At 59.0% G+C, this 16,541-nt stretch carries 11 protein-coding genes; 3 read left to right on the top strand and 8 right to left on the bottom strand.

Annotated features, from left to right (window positions below; all coding sequences use genetic code 11):
- Positions 1–90: 90 nt before the first annotated feature.
- From ACILSI_RS00480 to ACILSI_RS00455, 6 genes are all read right to left on the bottom strand, one after another.
- Positions 91–2,259 carry a CHASE2 domain-containing protein gene (locus ACILSI_RS00480; RefSeq protein WP_395719863.1) on the bottom strand — a complete coding sequence of 723 codons (2,169 nt, stop codon included), beginning with the start codon at positions 2,257–2,259 and terminating at the stop codon, positions 91–93.
- Positions 2,260–2,316: 57 nt separating this feature from the next.
- Positions 2,317–4,080 carry a ShlB/FhaC/HecB family hemolysin secretion/activation protein gene (locus tag ACILSI_RS00475; RefSeq protein WP_395719862.1) on the bottom strand — a complete coding sequence of 588 codons (1,764 nt, stop codon included), beginning with the start codon at positions 4,078–4,080 and terminating at the stop codon, positions 2,317–2,319.
- A 19-nt stretch (positions 4,081–4,099) separates the two neighbouring features.
- On the bottom strand, positions 4,100–4,588 hold the full coding sequence (locus ACILSI_RS00470; protein WP_395719861.1) for a hypothetical protein: 489 nt from the start codon (positions 4,586–4,588) through the stop codon (positions 4,100–4,102).
- A complete protein-coding gene (locus ACILSI_RS00465; protein ID WP_395719860.1) occupies positions 4,566–7,931 on the bottom strand; it encodes a filamentous hemagglutinin N-terminal domain-containing protein in 3,366 nt (1,121 codons plus the stop codon). Before ACILSI_RS00465 ends, ACILSI_RS00470 begins: the two co-directional genes overlap by 23 nt.
- 172 nt (positions 7,932–8,103) lie before the next feature.
- On the bottom strand, positions 8,104–9,084 hold the full coding sequence (locus ACILSI_RS00460) for a FecR domain-containing protein (RefSeq protein WP_395719859.1): 981 nt from the start codon (positions 9,082–9,084) through the stop codon (positions 8,104–8,106).
- 164 nt (positions 9,085–9,248) lie between these two features.
- Complete coding sequence (locus tag ACILSI_RS00455; protein WP_395719858.1) at positions 9,249–10,391, bottom strand: PepSY-associated TM helix domain-containing protein; 1,143 nt, start codon at positions 10,389–10,391, stop codon at positions 9,249–9,251.
- Between the two features lie 102 nt (positions 10,392–10,493).
- Here ACILSI_RS00455 and ACILSI_RS00450 point away from each other — a divergent pair, with 102 nt between their 5' ends.
- From ACILSI_RS00450 to folK, 3 genes are all read left to right on the top strand, one after another.
- A complete protein-coding gene (locus ACILSI_RS00450; RefSeq protein WP_395719857.1) occupies positions 10,494–11,003 on the top strand; it encodes a gluconokinase in 510 nt (169 codons plus the stop codon).
- Between the two features lie 51 nt (positions 11,004–11,054).
- On the top strand, positions 11,055–11,795 hold the full coding sequence (gene dapB / locus ACILSI_RS00445; protein WP_395719856.1) for a 4-hydroxy-tetrahydrodipicolinate reductase: 741 nt from the start codon (positions 11,055–11,057) through the stop codon (positions 11,793–11,795).
- A gap of 91 nt (positions 11,796–11,886) precedes the next feature.
- A complete protein-coding gene (gene folK / locus ACILSI_RS00440) occupies positions 11,887–12,354 on the top strand; it encodes a 2-amino-4-hydroxy-6-hydroxymethyldihydropteridine diphosphokinase (protein ID WP_395719855.1) in 468 nt (155 codons plus the stop codon).
- A gap of 7 nt (positions 12,355–12,361) precedes the next feature.
- On the opposite strand, the gene ACILSI_RS00435 is transcribed toward folK, so the two are convergent.
- Both ACILSI_RS00435 and ACILSI_RS00430 read right to left on the bottom strand, forming a co-directional pair.
- Positions 12,362–14,923 (bottom strand): PAS domain S-box protein, encoded by a 2,562-nt coding sequence (locus tag ACILSI_RS00435; RefSeq protein WP_395719854.1) that lies wholly within the window; start codon positions 14,921–14,923, stop codon positions 12,362–12,364.
- Positions 14,923–16,419, bottom strand: coding sequence for a sensor histidine kinase (locus ACILSI_RS00430; protein ID WP_395719853.1), 1,497 nt, complete (start codon positions 16,417–16,419; stop codon positions 14,923–14,925). Before ACILSI_RS00430 ends, ACILSI_RS00435 begins: the two co-directional genes overlap by 1 nt.
- Between the last annotated feature and the right edge of the window lie 122 nt (positions 16,420–16,541).

The following is a 16,541-nucleotide window of genomic DNA, read 5'->3' as shown; positions in this document are numbered from 1 at the left end:
AGGCAGGAGGGTTTTGCAAGTGCCAGGCACAACAAGGGGATGCCCGAGGCACTGCAACCCTTTGACCAGCAAGTCTTCTAGCCCGGCCCGTTATTTGGTCTTCATCACATAGACGCCGTCCCAATCCGGGGGAGGAGGCTCGGCTTGGAGGGCGTCGCAGCGCTTGAGCATGACGAGGGAGGGATTGGCGTCCTGATGAATCTCGCGGGTGGCGGAGCGCTTGAAAAGAGCCTTGGCCCCTTCCCAGTCTTGGGCGTGGTAGCGCTCCATGCCGCGTTTGTAGAGAGAGAGGCATTCCTGGGTCTCGCTGGTGATCTCACTGTCGAAACCGACAAGCTCGTACATTTCAACCGGCGCACTGCGGCCTTTGACGATGATACGGTCAAGGAAGCGGAAGGTGATGTCGTCCTTAAAGCCTTGCGCGAGGGTCTTGGTCTCGCTGGTGATCATGGTATAGACGCCGTAGCTCTTTGCGCCGCTCTCGCTGCGGGCAGCGAGGTTCACGGTGTCACCCATCATGGTGTAATTGAAACGGCGGCGGGAGCCCATGTTGCCGATGATGGCCTGGCCGGAGTTGAGGCCGATGCGAGTCTGCATCTCGAAGACGATGTCCGGCCAGTCTCCTTCCTTGCGCCATTTCTCGCGCAGCTCAAGCTGGCGCTTCTGAATCAGCAACGCGGCGCGGCAGGCGTGATACGCATGACCAGCAAAGGCCAGCGGCGCGCCGAACATGCCGACGATGGCGTCACCGATGAATTTGTCGAGCGTGCCGCCGTTGTCGTGGAGGATGTCGGTCATCTCGGTGAGGTAGTCGTTCATCAGGTGGACGAGGCGCTCGGGCGTGAGTTTTTCGGAGAAGGAGGAAAAGCCCGCGATGTCGCTGAAGAAGGCGGTGATCTCCGCCTGGTGGCCGCCCAGCTTCGGCTCCTCGCCAGAGGCGATCATCTGTTTGACCACTTGAGGTGCGACAAAGGCACCGAACATGCCGGTGATGCGGCTCTTGGCGCGCAGTTCGATCATCAGGCGGTGGAGCATGGAGCCGCCCTGCACCAGGATGAAGCCGAGGACGGGCCACACTACGGGCAGTTGCAGGCTGGATGACTCAAACAGATAAAACGCCGCGCCCACATAGGCGCCGATCATGAGCGCGGGCACCAGCACGGAGAGCCAGATGGCACCATGCCGCAGGATGAGCACCGTGAGCAATGCGAGGAGTGCCCAGGTGGCGATGACGATGCGAATGTCCGAATGCGTGATGAAGTCCTGGCTGAGGATGTTGCTGAGGGCATTGGCATGAATCAACACCAGCGGAATCTGCGGACCATGGGGCGTGGGACCCAAATCGGACAGACCGGCGGCGGACTGACCGACGAAAAGAATCTGGCCTTCAACGAGCGGGTAATTCTTGGGCCATTCCTTGCCTTGCTGCGCCTCCAACTGCGACACCAAGCCGGCATACGGAAAGAAAGTGAAGCTGTCAGGATGGCGATAGTTGACGGTCATCTGACCGGTTTCATCGATGGGAATGTTCCAGGCTTTCTTGGGGCCGGTGACGCGCACCTGCTGACCGAGCACCACGTCCACGGCATCCGTGTCCAAGCCTTCGCTTTGCAGCAATGCCTGCAACACGAGACTGGGGAAAACTCGCGTCCCGCAACGCACGACGAGCGGCAACTGACGACGTACCCCATCCGGTCCGGGCGGTGAATTCACAAAGCCGGTGTGGGAACTCTCGGCGATGATCTGCATGGGCAGCAGCCCGGTATCGTTGCCAATAAGACGAGCGGGATCGCCTTGGAAGTGCGCAATCGCTTTCGTGTTGCCCGCATACTCGGCGGTGAATTTCGCGACGTGCTCCAACGTTTCCGCAGCGGCGGCGGTGATTGAAGAAGGCAGGAGCGCCAAGCCATCGCCAAACTTTTGATCCATGGCCGCATCAGCACTGGGCTCGGTGAAGAGCAGATCGAAGGCCACGGCCGCCGGAGGACGGGCGGCAAGCTGCGTCATCAGCTTGCCATGAACTTCACGTGGCCACGGCCAGCGGCCATACTTGGCGAGCGCATCCTCATCAATGCCGACAACAAGCACCTTGGCATGTGCCGCCGGATCTGCCGTTGCGCGTGCCTGAAAGCGCCAGTCGAGCGTGAGATTCTCCAGTTCCACCCCCAGCCGAGTATAGCTGAGGCCAAGGGCCAGCAGCAGCACCGCAGGTAGCAGTTTGATCACAAACTTCAGGCTGCCGAGCTTCTTTTTTTGCATGGAGGATAGTGCAGTGGATTCTGGAGAGGATGAGAAGCAGCATCGTTGCCCGGTAGATCAGTACCGCATGTTCATGCCAAAATGAAGGCGGCCGACCGGCACATTCGTGACTCCTGAGTGGCGCAGCGTCCAGCCGTAGGCCAGGCGGAGGTCAAAATGATCCCCCACACTGTAGCGCAGGCCCAAACCGGCGCTGTGGAGGTTCTGATCAGGCTCAGAAGGAAGATCCCCCACGCTGGTGAGGTATGCACAGTCGTAAAAGGCGAATGTGTTCAGGGTGTCTTCCTCCTCGCCACCCCATTTCGAGAAATGCATGGCCGGCAGATTGAATTCCATACTGGCCTTGATGCCGGAGTCGCCTCGGGCCGAGCTTTCCGCATACCCACGCACGGTGCGGTAGCCGCCCGCCAGTGTCTGCTCGGTGGGCAGCAGACGGTCGTTGGAAATTTGACCGGCCACATGCAGGGCGATGGAGAAGTCCCTGGGAAGACGCACCAGCCTATCAAGCTCAGCGACACCATACCAATACTCCACCTGGGAAGCCGACCGGAGCTGGTCAAAGGCTTCATAGGTGTTCCTGGGGAACAGGTTGCCAGGGCTGTAAACGGCGGACATGGCAAAGCGGGTGTAACCGAGCTTGTCAGCGACGATGACATCAAACCCGCCGCGGAACTGCATGACCTCCGCGTCGCTGTTGGCGAGCGTCTGGCCGCCGAAGAGAACGTCCGAGGTCGTGTTTTTGTAGTCGGCGGCGAATGTCAGTTTCGGGCGGATTTTGCTCCAGGCGCTGTGGAGTGGGATGGAATAGGCGGCGGAGAGCTGGCGGCTTGTGCCGTTGATCCCCAGCGCGGCTCCAGCCCCGCCTGTCTGCACCGAATTGTCCGCTGTGACACCGATCAACTGAAGACGATGCCGCCAGGGAAATGGAATGCTCCAGACCAGGGCGTGAGCCTTGAGGGTGTCCAGCTCCTGATTGCCGGAGAACTGATACGAAAGCGCCTGCTCGGAGCCGAGCACCTGATACCAATTGAAGCCCGTCGAAATCTCGTTCAACCCCGTGGCAACGAGGCCTGAGTTGGCGTAACCCGCGTAAACTTGGAAAGGATTGACCTCCTTGGTCTTCAAAATGATGTCACTGGCCCCGTCCTTGGCTCCACGCTCATAAACGATGTTCACTGTGCGAATGGGGTTTTCGTTGAGCCATGCGACATCTTTTCCGACCCTGGAAGTATCAATGCGGGCACCGGGCTGGACACGCACCTGACGGCGCATGTAGTCGGGATCGGAATGCTTCGCGCCTTCCACGCGTACCGCTCCCAACACAGCCTCGCGCACCATCACCTGGACATGGCCCCTGGTGATGTCCTGCTCCGGCAGATAGGCATCCACCAGCGGGAAATCAGTGGCTTGATACGCCTTGTTGATGCTCTTCACCAAGCGATTGAGCAAGGCCATGCTGAGCGGCTGGCCCATGAACTCGCTTTGCAGATTTTCCGCGAGTTGCGCAGGCAGGTGCAAGGCCGGGTCCACCACCATGACCATGCGCATGTCCTTGGGCAGACGCTTGGCAGGCTTGGAGATCAAATGCAGGCACAGCAGGTTCACGCCCAGAGGCTTGGGATCTCCATCCTCACCGGCTTTGGTGGAAGGCGGGATGGCAGCAGGTGCGGGCGTTGCTTTACGGACGGTCTGCGGTTGCGCCCTCTCCACCAATGTTCCCGCGCCGCCTGCCCCTTGCACCACCTGAGCAACGCCGCAGGGAGATAACCCATGCATGAGCAAGGCAACGCAGATGAAAGGAACCTGGGTAGATAGTTTCATATGGATATGATCAGCGCGGTCAACGTGTCGCGTTGTCGAGCTCCTCCAGGCTTTGAGGATTGGTTGCGGCGTTCAACTGGGCGCTCACCAGCGGACTCGGAAGAGCCTCGTCGAAAGCGATGCTCTGGATGCCTTCCCAGGCCAATACGATGGCGGTCCCCTCGACACCCAGCACCAACGACATTTGACTGTTGGCGGCAGCAGCGAGCAGGGAGAGCATGGAGGGAGACACCTGCGGCCCTGATGGAGTACCCGTGGCATCCATGATGGCCAGGCCATGGGATTCGTTCACGATGAACTCCCCTGCCCCACCCAAAGCCATGGAGAGTTCCCTGAAGGAACCGGGTGTAATGACCGCCACCAGCCTGGCCTGTGAATTTGCAGGCACCAGCGTTCCTTTCAAATCCATGGCAACATCGCCTGAAGCGCTGTCGATCCTCGCGGTGCCATCGCCACCCAGTGCCAGGGAAAGCCTGGTGAAGGATTCAGGGCTCGCTGTCTGCGTCATGATTCGCTGAAGAGCGATGGCCGGGGGCGGCCCGCCCAGACTGATGGACTGCGCGCCGAACTCGCTGATCCAAAGTCACCTCACCCATGCCAAGGGCGCCGATGGCCAGCTCGCTCTGAGCCAGCAGGCTGGTGCCTGCGGCCAGATGTCCCAGCGAACTTGAGCTAGGAGGGCCGCCGCCTGGATTCACCGAAACAAGCCCGGTGCTCGAACGAACCCCCATCGTGCCATCCCCGCCCAGCGCCAGGCTTAACTCGCTCTGCACCACGGACGAGGTCGTGGCATTCATCTGTGATTGCAGCCCAAAGCTCGGCGGCGCTCCACCTCCCGCAGAAAAAAGACCTAGATTTTGGCCGATTGAGCCGGTCAAACCCGCCAGAAAGCCGCCACCCGGCAAACCTCCGGACGGCACAGGTGAATCTAAGGTGAATGAGCCTGCTCCGCCACCACCGGCGCTGGCCAGTGCTCCACCGGGCGCTGAGGACGAAGTGAAGTTATTGGTCTGGGACGAGGAACCCGAGCCCGCCTCTCCAACAGGGACGGCGTTTTGCAGCAAAAAGGCACCGAAGACCGGCACAACGACTGAGATGTTCTCAACCGCGACCACGGGCGGGGGAGGCTCGGGTGCGGGAGGTGGTGCCAGCTCGAAACCTGAGAAGTAAATTGTGCCAAAACCCGGACGTGTGAGGGGTGAGCTGCTCACGGGACTGCCGCCCACAAGGAGTTGATTGGTGCCGCCACCCGCATTGAGAAACTGATCGAAAGTGAAGAAATTAGTGCCGCTGGTGTCATTGCCGTCTCCAAGATCGAGACTCACCGAAGACACGCCCTGAAAAGAATAGCTCCGGCTGCCTGCGGTGAGCTTGTCAGCACCGATGGTGTACGTCTGCCCCGTGGTCAGATTCGAGTCATCCAGAACAAGCTGCGCGTTCCCACCCGAGCCAACAAGCACGCCGCTGATGAAGGGTTGATTGACGAGCACAAACTTGCCAGCGGTGAGCGTTACCGGAGCGTTCCCGGTGCTGGAAACACTGGCTCCGTTCAGTTCGATGCTTGAGGCGCTGAGGGAAACCGCCCCGCCTTGCGAGGCAATATCTTTGCCGACCAGCAACCCGTTTGCCCCGGTCACTGACACAGCAATGCCCCCGGCCGCGCTGAGGCCGCTGGCGGTTCCGACCATGCTCACATGCAATGCCGTGCTGTTCACGAACGAGAGAGAGCCGACGCTGCCGGATGTTGCCAAAAAGCCGACCGCGTTGGATGCCCCTGTCAGATTGAAATCGCCGCTTCCTGCCAGGATCAAACTCCCGGCCTTGATGCTTCCCGTCTGCGTCACTGCCCCGCTCAGACCGTCTCCACCGGCCTCGCCCAAAGTCACCGTGCCCGCGGCTCCAGTCGTGATGTCGCCGAAGGTGGTTGTCGTTGCATCAATGATCCGCACCGCAGACTCCGTCCCATTCAACGACGTCAACGCCCCGGCCAGATGGATCGCTCCGTCGTTGCCATCCACCAGGATGGTTCCACTTCCCGCATTCACCGTGCCATCGGTGCTCGTTATCCCCTCTCCCGCCAGGCTCACATTGCCGCCATTCGTGGTGATGCCGCCACCAAGAGTGACGCCAAACTGTCCCGCGTCGGAGTTGAAACGTTGATTGGCATTGACCACCACGTCGCCCGAGGTCGTGTTGATGGCGGTGCCAGACTCAAGCAGCACAAAGCGAGCCGCGTTGACCGTCACATCGCCTCCACCTTGCGCGTCGATGACGCCGAGGCCTTCGTCAGCGTTGATCATGAGAAAATCGCAAGCCGCGTTGATGGTGAGCGAATGGGCAGAACACCAGGCAACCGTTCCCTTCAGGTAGATGTTTCCGCTGCTGCCAGGGCTTCCCTGATCGGTCTGAAGCGTGAGATTGGCCGTGTTGAGAAAAGAGGAGAGATCCTCCGCATTTAAGGTGTTGGCAGGCAGCGGGTTCGTCACCCAGCAACCAGGATCGGCGATGACCAGCTCACCAGACTTGATGAGCAAGCCGCCTGCACGGCCATTTTGAGCGCCCAACTCCACATTCTCGGTGAGGCGGCCAAGACGCAGTGATTCTTTGGCCGACAGCTCCGCAAAGCCACCATCGCCGGTGATCATGCCTCCACGCGCCTGCAAGCTGCCTTGGAAAGTGAGATCCTTCTCGGCGAAAATCACCACTTGCCCGCCGTTGCCGTTTTCGAGGGCGTTTGCGCTGAGGAGAGCGCCACAATCGATCGTGACGCAGGTGGAGTTGGCAAAAATGCTTCCCCCGCCCGTGGCGCCGTTGGCACTGATGACAGACTCATCCTTGAGGGCGAGCCAGTCGCCCCCCAGTTGAATCTGTCCCCCGACTCCCTGACTGCTGCCAGCGCGCACGGTGCCTGCTATCTCCGTTCTCGAAGCAGAAACTGAACCAGCGTCTGCATCTGGGTCGAAACCGACGTTGATCTGGCCGCCTTCGGTTTTTCCATCGGCGCTGATCAACACCGCCCGACGGATCGTGACTTCTTCACCTGTGATGGTGACCTTGCCGCCAGCACCATCGGGACCGTCAGCATCCACCCGCCCGCTGATTGACGCCCTGCCACCATTTCCAGCACTCACCTTGATCTGACCGCCATTGCCTGAGGTTCCACGCGCCACCAACTGGCCGCGGCTTTGAATGTTGCCTCCGTTGGCACTGAGCAGGATTCTGCCCCCCTGCCTGGTGACTGCCGTGGCGGCGACTCGTCCGGTATTGCGTATGGCCAGAGCATACACATTACCGTTGTGCGCCTTGAGTTCCGCCACATTGGCCTCGATCACCCCGCTGTTGTGCACACCCGTTTTTTTATAGGAACCCACGGCGTTGCGCACCACCACACGCTCATCACCCACCGGCTTGATGAGCACCTCAGAACCAGCGGCCAGGCCCACGGTGCCGTTGGGAGCATTGATGGTGCCGGAGTTGGCGACTTGGTAGCCAATCAAGAATGCATCCCCGGTAGAAGCCCGGATCACGCCCGCATTCTTCACCGCCGCCTCCGAGGAACCTTTGAAAACCATCTCACCGCCGGCCATGAACGCGCAGTTATCGATGTCCAGTGTGGAAGCCGTCAGACCGGCAACATCCACCGTCGATCCCTGGCCGAATATGATGCCATTGGAGTTGATCAGGAAAAGGTGACCGTTGGATGTCAGGGTTCCATTCAGGAACGAGGCGTCACAACCAAGCACGCGGTTCAACGTGGCTGATGTGGCGTCCGGAACGATGAAATTGGTTTGTTCGCCCACGGCAATGGAGAACGACTGCCAGTCAATGACAGCACGATCTGTGTTTTGCACAATCGTCGTCAATCCAGGAACACAATTCTGGATCTGTGCATCACCAAGAGTAACGACGCCTCCCGTTGGATTGGCGAGGCAGAAGGTGCGCACTCCAAAGGCACATAGCCACACGCCTCCCCAGAAGAAGGCGTGGACTCTCCGTAAAGATGGGTGCCCCTGCGCCATAAGATTACTGCTTCGGCTTGTCAGCAGACCCTTCCACACCTGTCGTATCAAGCGGAGTGACGACGACCTCGCCTTCCTTCGTCTGCACATAGCCTTTCCCATTCTCGACCGCGACAGAATAAAAAGCCCCCTTTGCCACCGCGACGCCGCTGGGCGTCTTGATTTTGAAATCCATATTGCCTTTTTCCCCGGGATTCACCAAGGCTCCGATCGTTCCGGACTTCAGATCTAACAAAACCTTGGGCGCGTCCTTGGACTCCACGATCTCAGAGACAACAACTTCAGAATTGGGACCTATTTGAACGGCAGACGTTGTGGTCATGGTCACAGTCGCTCGCGAATCAGCACCTGTCTTGATGGTGCTTCCCAGGCTGACAATACCACCTTCCTTCAGTGGATGCTCAGGCTCGCCAATCGAACTCTCGGTCACCTTGCCAACCACCACAGTCACCTTGCCCGTCTGCGGCTGCTGCTTTTGCACATTCAAAGGAGTGACATCCACCTTGCCGTGCTCGACTTTGACAAAGCCTTTTCCATCTTCAACAGACACCGCATACATGGTGCCGCGCGCCGCCGCGATGCCACTGGGGGTTTTGATCTTGAAATCCATCACCGCTTGCGCCTGCGGCTGGATTAGCGCTCCCAAACTGCCAGCCTTCAAATCAATCAGGACCTTGGGTGTCGCATCCGAATTGCTCAAGTCTGTGAAAACAGCCTGGGAATTCTCCGCGATTCGCACAGCGGATTGCTTCGTCGTTTTTATAACCGTCCGTGAAGCCGCGCCTGTTTTCACTGTCGATCCAATTGGAACCGCATCGCCCACTTTGAGAAGCTTCTCCACTCCATCTGATGAAATGATGGACACTTTTCCAACAGCAATCGAAACCAAACCATCATTCGAGTCGGCCGCAAAACCATGACCGCAAAGGACAAGGAAGAGGACACAAACTAAAACCTTCGTCGGACTCTGTACAAATGGGTCCATATGTTTAGATACTCGCATAAGTTGTTAAATAATCATAGTGAAGATGCTTTATTATTAGAGGCATTCTCTGAAATAATTGTAAAAAATAACTCATACCCATGACAAGTTCTCACTCACCCAACCCAAGCAATTCCAGATCCAGCTCTCTGTTTCCATCGAATTTTTCACGGGGCGGAGGACTTCCGGCCGAAGAAACGCCGCCTGGCGAGCGCAAGGCCGGTCCAGACCAACAAAATCGCCGCCAGAGTGCAAAGCGCGGCCACCGTCTGGCCGACGAGGCCGAACAACTCGCCGGTGTGCAGAAAACGCGCGAACATGCGCAGACGCCGGCCGAGATTTTGCTGCTGAAAATCGTCCGGGCTGGGCAGGACTTTGCCTTGGGCGAGATCGAGATTGAGCATGGTGCGCAGATGCACCTGCCCGCGCCCACCCCGGTCCACCATGAGCGGAAAGGGATCTCCTGGCTTCATCGGCATGCGGAGGCTGAGAAGATGCCAGTCAGGAATTTGCAGGCGCACCTCGGCCAGCAACGCAGAAAGACCTTTAAGCGAGGGCGGCGCTGGACGTGCGCTTTCACGCGGGCCGCCGCCCGCCGCTGGTGATGCGCGTGGCGGCGGGGTGTTGCCGGCGAGGGTGAAGAGCAGGTTGTTCGCCCAGCCGTAGGACATGATGACACCCGTCAGAATGATGAGGAGCATGGGAAAGGCGCTCCAGAAGCCAATGACGTTGTGCCAGTTCCAATCGCGGGCACGGCCTTTGAGCTGGCGGTTGAAAAGCAGCGCGGCTTTGAGATTCGGCAGCCGCCAATGACGCGGCCACCACAGGTAAATGCCGGAGACGAGCAACCCACCAAAGAGAAGAGTGCCTGCGCCTGTGATGGCCTTGCCTATAGGACGGTTCGCATCGTGCTGGCCCAGGAAACGATGCCAGTCCGTCATCCAGCGGAAGAAATCTTGCCATGTCTTGTTTCCCCTGCCCAGCATTGCCCCGGTGTAGGGGTTGAGGAAGAAAACACCCTCACGTTCGACACTGAGGGTGACCGGAGCGGCGGGATCAGCTTTCCAGGTCAGACCCGCAGGTATTGATCCCGGCAATGCCTCACGGGCCTTGGCGAGCAGAGCCTCCGCAGACAGCGGCTGAGCGCCCGATGGCGGCGTGACGCACAGGCTGCGGTTCGCCCATTCAAGCAATGGCTGCTCATAGGAGATGAGCAAACCGCTCACGGCCATGGACAGGATGACGAACCCCGCGAGCAAGCCGGTGATGAGATGAAGCCAGAAGATGAGGCGATGAAAGGTGAGCCGCATGCTTTCCCACATGCACTCAGGCGCCTAGGTGCGCATGTTTTGTTTCGATTGAATCTTCTCGTTGTTCCGACGCGACAACCATGCTGTTTTCCGCTCCGCCACATGTCCTCCGAATTGCGCACCATCATCATCATGGGAGTCTCCGGCTCCGGCAAATCCGTCGTCGGCAGCCTGCTCGCCATGCAGCTCGACGCCGTCTTTGAGGATGGCGATGATTTCCATCCAGCGTCCAACAAGGCCAAGATGTCCACCGGCACACCGCTGACCGATGATGACCGCTGGCCCTGGTATGCCGTGCTGCGGCAGCGCATTGAGGACATGCGGCATCTCACACCGGTTTACATCCTGGCCTGCTCCGCACTCAAACCCATCTACCGTGAGAAACTCCGCGCCCACGATGCAGATTCAACTCTGCGCTTTGTGCTGCTCGATGGCAGCCGCGATCTCATCACCAGCCGCATGGCCGCCCGCCAGGGGCATTTCATGCCGCTGAGCCTGCTGGAAAGCCAGCTCGCCACCCTGGAACCGACGCCTGATTTGGTCCGCGTCTCGATTGATCAAACACCGGAGCAGGTCGTGGCCGACATCCGGCAAAAACTCGCAGTCGCCTGAGCCAGCGCCGCCTTGCATAACTCCAGCGCCCCGTTTATCACCCACGCCACCATGTCCGACCTCAAACTCCTCATCACCGGCTGCAAAGGCCGCATGGGCCAGGCCATCCTCCGCGCCGCCGAAGCTCAAAACGTCACCGTCGCCTCCACCATCGATGTCGGCGACGCTCTTTCCCCTGCCCTCGCCCAGGCCGACACAGTGATCGACTTCACGTCTCACCATTTCTGCGATGAGCTGCTCGGCGAATGCCTGAAGCAGAAGAAGAGCATGGTCATCGGCACCACCGGCCACACGAACGAACAACTCGCGGCCATTCGTGAAGCATCGAAAACACTGCCCATCGTCTTTGCCTCGAACTACAGCGTCGGCGTAAACACGCTCTTTTGGCTCACCCGTAAAGCCACCGAGCTGCTCGGCCCGGACTTCGACCTCGAAGTCATCGAAATGCATCATCGCATGAAAAAGGACTCCCCCAGCGGCACCGCCCGCACCTTGGTGGAAATCCTAGCTGATGTGCGAGGCCTCGAATACGACAAGGACTGCCGTCACGGCCGCTTCGGCGACGTGGGAGCACGCACCCCGAAGGAAATCGGCGTTCATGCCATCCGTGGTGGCGACGTCGTCGGCGATCACACCGTCGTCTTCGCCAACGTCGGCGAGCGCGTCGAACTCACGCACAAAGCCAGCAGCCGCGACACCTTCGCCAACGGCTCCGTCCGTGCCGCCCGATGGCTCGTCGGCAAACCGGCGGGGCTTTATGACATGCAGGATGTGCTGGGACTGAAGGGATGAGTTTGCGATGGTTGGCTGTGGCTTGCCGTCGTTTGCGATTGCTTCCAAACCACTGCAAATAATCGCCAACCACCGTCAACCACTGCAAACCATGCATTTTGGCATCGCACTCGGCTCCAACCTCGGTGATCGCGCGGAAAACATCCGACGTGGCATCGCGCTGCTGCTCGAACGCGTGCCTAGCATCAAGCTGAACGCCAGCGCACCGGTGTATGAGACGGAGCCGGTCGACTGCGCTCCTGGAACTCAGGCGTTCCTGAACACGGTCATCGAGATCGAGGCAGGTCTATCACCGCATGAACTGCACATGCATCTCAAGGCTGTGGAAGCCACCCTCGGCCGCCCGGAGCAGCGAGAACGCAACTCACCGCGCACGCTCGATCTCGATCTGCTGTATGCGGACACTGTCGTCAGTGAAGATCCTGAGCTGATCCTGCCCCATCCCCGCCTGCATATGCGGCGCTTCGTGCTGCAACCGCTGGCGGACATCCGGCCGGGATTGATCCTGCCGGGGCGGACGCAAACCGTCGCCGAACTGCTGGCGGAGTTGAGCGATTGAGAGTTGGTCAGGCGACCAAGACCTCCTCGGGTTCCGCCAGAAGTTCGCCAATGGTCAGGAGCACTTCATCGGCAGTGTAAGGCTTGGTCAGGAGTGTTTTGACACCCAGGGAATGCAGCGCGGCCGTCTTGTCCTCCCTGCCACGTGCGCTGCCCATTCCCGTGGAGGCCACAATCTTGGTGAAGGGAGCCATCTTCCGCATGGTGCGCACCATGGTCACTCCATCCATGTAGGGCATCATGACATCGGTCAGCACCGCTTTAATCTTGTCCCGGTGCTCGGAGAAGAGCACCACAGCCTCTGTTCCATCACCGGCGGTCAGCACCCGGTATCCATGGCCGGCGAGTGTCTTGCGGAGCACATCACGAATGTTCGCCTCATCGTCCACTACGAGAATCGTCTCACCCTGCCCTCTGGGAGGCGCGGACGCAGGCCCGGCCACCATGGCAATCTTGGCATCAGGGGCCGCAGGCAGGCATATCTCAAAAGTGGTTCCGGTGCCCACGAGGCTGCGCAAATTTACAAAGCCATTGTGTCCTTTGACAATGCCGATCACCGTGGAGAGCCCCAAACCGGTGCCTTTGCCGGTTTCCTTGGTGGTGAAAAAGGGATCAAAGATCTTCTCCTTAATATCTGACGGAATGCCTTCCCCTGAATCCGCCACTCGCAGCATGACATAAGGCCCGGGCTTGATGCCGGCGGTCATTGCCGAGTAGCTGTCATCAAAGCGGATGTTCTCCACGGACAGCGTCAACACTCCGCCCATCGGCATCGCATCACGCGCATTGACGCATAAGTTTAGCAGCACTTGGTGGAGCTGTGTCGCATCCCCCACCATGGGCCAGACATCCTCGGGCACTCTGGCGGAAAGGCTGATATTCTTTGGGAAAGTGCCAAGCATGATCTGCAGCATATCATCGACAAGGCTGGAGGTGGACAGCACCTTGCGCTGCCCGCCGGCCTCACAGCCGAGGGTGAGCAACTGTCTAATGAGCGCCGCCCCGCGCTGGGCGCTCGATTCAATGTTGCCGAGCAGCTTTTCATGATCCTCCGACGGCAGCGGACGACGCAGCATGGATGCGGAGAGAATGATGGGCGTCAAAATGTTGTTCATGTCATGAGCGATACCGCTGGAAAGCCGACCCACGCTTTCCATCCGCTGGGAACGCAGGAACTGGGATTCCATGCTCTTTTTCTCCGTGATGTCTTCCACCACCAGGATGAATGATTTCACACCGTCTGTCTCCAACACGCTGACCCGTGCGCGGGTGATGAATCCCAATCCGTCTTTTTTCCGGCTGTCGATCTCGCCCGTCCAGGCACCGCGCTCTTGCAGCAGCGCCCAGAGGCTGTCCACCTCGCGCCTTCCCTCATCAGGCGAGGATTTTTTGAGGATCGAAAAGTGCTGACCAAGCAATTCGTCATCTTCATAACCAAACATGTTATTGCAGGCGTCGTTGCTGAACACAATCTGCCCAGCCTCATCGCACACCACGACTCCTTCGGCCATGCTCTCCAACACTTGTCCCTGCATCTCGAGGGCCTCGTCCGCCTTTTTACGTGCGGTGATGTCTGTGTTAATCGAAAGCACTGACTGCGGATTCCCCGCATCATCACGAACCAGCGTCCAGTGGCCTTCAATGGACAGCCCTCGGCCTTCCTTGCAGCTCTGACACAGTTCACCGATCCATTCCCCGGTGAGAACGACCTGCTCGCTCGCCAAACAGAATGCCGTGGCATCTTTATGAAGCAACTGCTCCACGGACCGTCCCAGTGCTTCTTCGGCGCTCCAGCCGTAAAGCATTTCCGCGCCCTTGTTCCAGTAGGTGATGCGGGAATCCAGCCCATGCACGATGATGGCCTCCCTTGCCTTGTCGAGCAGGGACGCCTGCTCGCGGAATTTCTCCTCCAGATTTCTGCGCTCCACCATCTCACGCTTGAGTTCCTCACACACCTGCTCCGCCTTTTCACGATTACGCACCGCATCCGCCATCATGCTGACCGCCGCCGCCTGTGACTCCTCCAGCTCACGGGTTCTCTCCGAGACCACCTGTTCCAAACCGTCGAGCTTAAGCCGGGACTCCTGCAACAACAGCCATTTTTGAGTGAGCGCACTGGCCATCTGCAGAATCTCAACCGTGTCGAAAGGCTTCTTGAGGATGAGCAACCGGTCCATCGTGCCCATCTGGCTGCGCATTTCATTCCAAGAGCAGTCCGCGAACGCCGTGCAGATCACAACCTGGAGGTCAGGGCAGATTTTCCAAAGACGCTGGGTAGTCTCGATACCATCCCAGCCCGGTGGCATGCGCACATCCACAAAAGCCATGGCGTAAGGTCGTCCTTCGGCGATGGCTTGTTCGACTTTTCTCAAGCCTTCCTCCCCTTGGGAGGCAGTGTCGATGTCAAACAACATGGCTTGGCTCGCGCCAAATATCATCGCTTCCGCCTCGTCCAGCGCCGCGTCGTCAGCGTTCTGCTCGCCAAGAATTTTCCGGAAGTCGTCGTGGATGGCATGGTTGTCGTCGATGACAAGAATGCGCCGATTGAGGATTGAGTGTGAGTTCTTCATCAGCATGTCTTGGTTGATTGCAAAGGCAGTTCCAGTGTGAAGACCGCGCCCCGGCCCACACCTTCGCTTTCCGCGGTGAGCCTGCCGCCCATTTCACGAGCGGCGAGCGCGCCGCTGTGCAGTCCAAACCCATGGCCTTCCGGTTTGGTCGTAAATCCATGTTGGAAAATGCGCGTCAGGTTTTCAAGAGGAATGCCCACCCCGTTGTCGGCGACCACGATCTGAACCCCGTCACAACCATTCTGCCCCACCCGCACGGTGAGCTGTTTGTCACCACCGGCGCTGGCGAGCGCCTGCTTGGCATTGCTGAGCAGGTTCACCAGGATTGGCAGCACCTTGTGGCGGTCCGCCAGCACGGGAGGCACCTCGCCGTAGTCACGGACCAACGCCACGCCATGGCGGTTGAAGGTATCGTTATGAAGATTGATCGCATCCTCGACCAGCGCCACAGCCGAGAGCGTTTCGAGCATGCCTGACCTTCGCGCATAATTCTGCTGCATGGCCACCACCTCCTTGATGTGCTCGATGTTGTTTTGCAGGGAGGTCAGCTCCTGCAAAATACCCTTCTGCGGCTCCGAAAGATTGTCCGCCAGCTTGACCAGATAACCCGGCAGTTCCTTGCCTCTGGGATCCTGGGTCAGAAACTCAGGCAGGTGATCTGCATGCTTCCGCAGCAGTTCCGCCACCTGTTTCAGGCTGGTGATCCTGAAATTGCGCACTTTTCCCGCCACAGCCTCGGCGGACACGTTGACGCTATTGAGCACGTTGCCCACATTATGGAGCACGTTCGTGGCGATCTCAGCCATGCCAGCCTGGCGGGAGGTTTCCACCAGTTGCTTGTGCGCCACTGTCAGCTCCGCCGTGCGCTCCTGCACCTGGCTTTCGATCACCGCGTTGATGCCCTCCAGGCGGCTGCGACGCTTGGCCACTTCCATGGTCTCCGTCAGATACTGGCTGATGGAAATGCTCAAGAAGACATCTTCGATCAGTACCCAGCCCACATGCTCCAGCCAGCGCCAATGGGCTGCATCCTGAGATCCGAAAATCGACTGTGGCCAGTAAATCCCACGCACCACATGATCCACCACCACCACCACCGTGGCAGTCAAAAGCACCCGCCAGTCACGATAGAAGGCCAGGAAAGTCAGCGAGCCAAAAATATGAAAGTGCGTCTCCAAACGGCCCCCCGTCAGATGAATCAGCAGCGCCGAAGTCAAAATCTGCGACACCCCGATGACATGGCGGGTCAAGGCACGGCCAGGATGCCGCCACGCCAGCAACACCGGAACCCAACTGATCACCCCGCCAAGGAACACGGCCGTCCAGACGTGCCACAACTGCTTCTGATCCAGAGCATCGTCCCAAACCTTCGGCGAGACCCAAATCGCAATGACGATCCCGCCAATCCACTGCAAAATCATCAACTTGGCGAACAAGCGGTCCGTCTCGATGTGATTGCGCCGTTGCGATCTGCGATAAAGGCTGGCCGTGCGCACCTCTTCGGCTGTCGAGATGGAGGTATGCCTGTTCATTGAGCAGCTTCTACAAATGGGTTGAGGAAAAGATTGTTAATGGTCGAGCTTGCCATCAACGACTCGAAATAACAGTTAAAACCATA

The organism is Prosthecobacter sp. (genome assembly GCF_044232965.1).
Taxonomy (GTDB): Bacteria; Verrucomicrobiota; Verrucomicrobiia; order Verrucomicrobiales; family Verrucomicrobiaceae; genus Prosthecobacter.
Note: the sequence above shows the minus strand (reverse complement) of the source record. Positions and strands in the feature narration are given on the sequence as shown.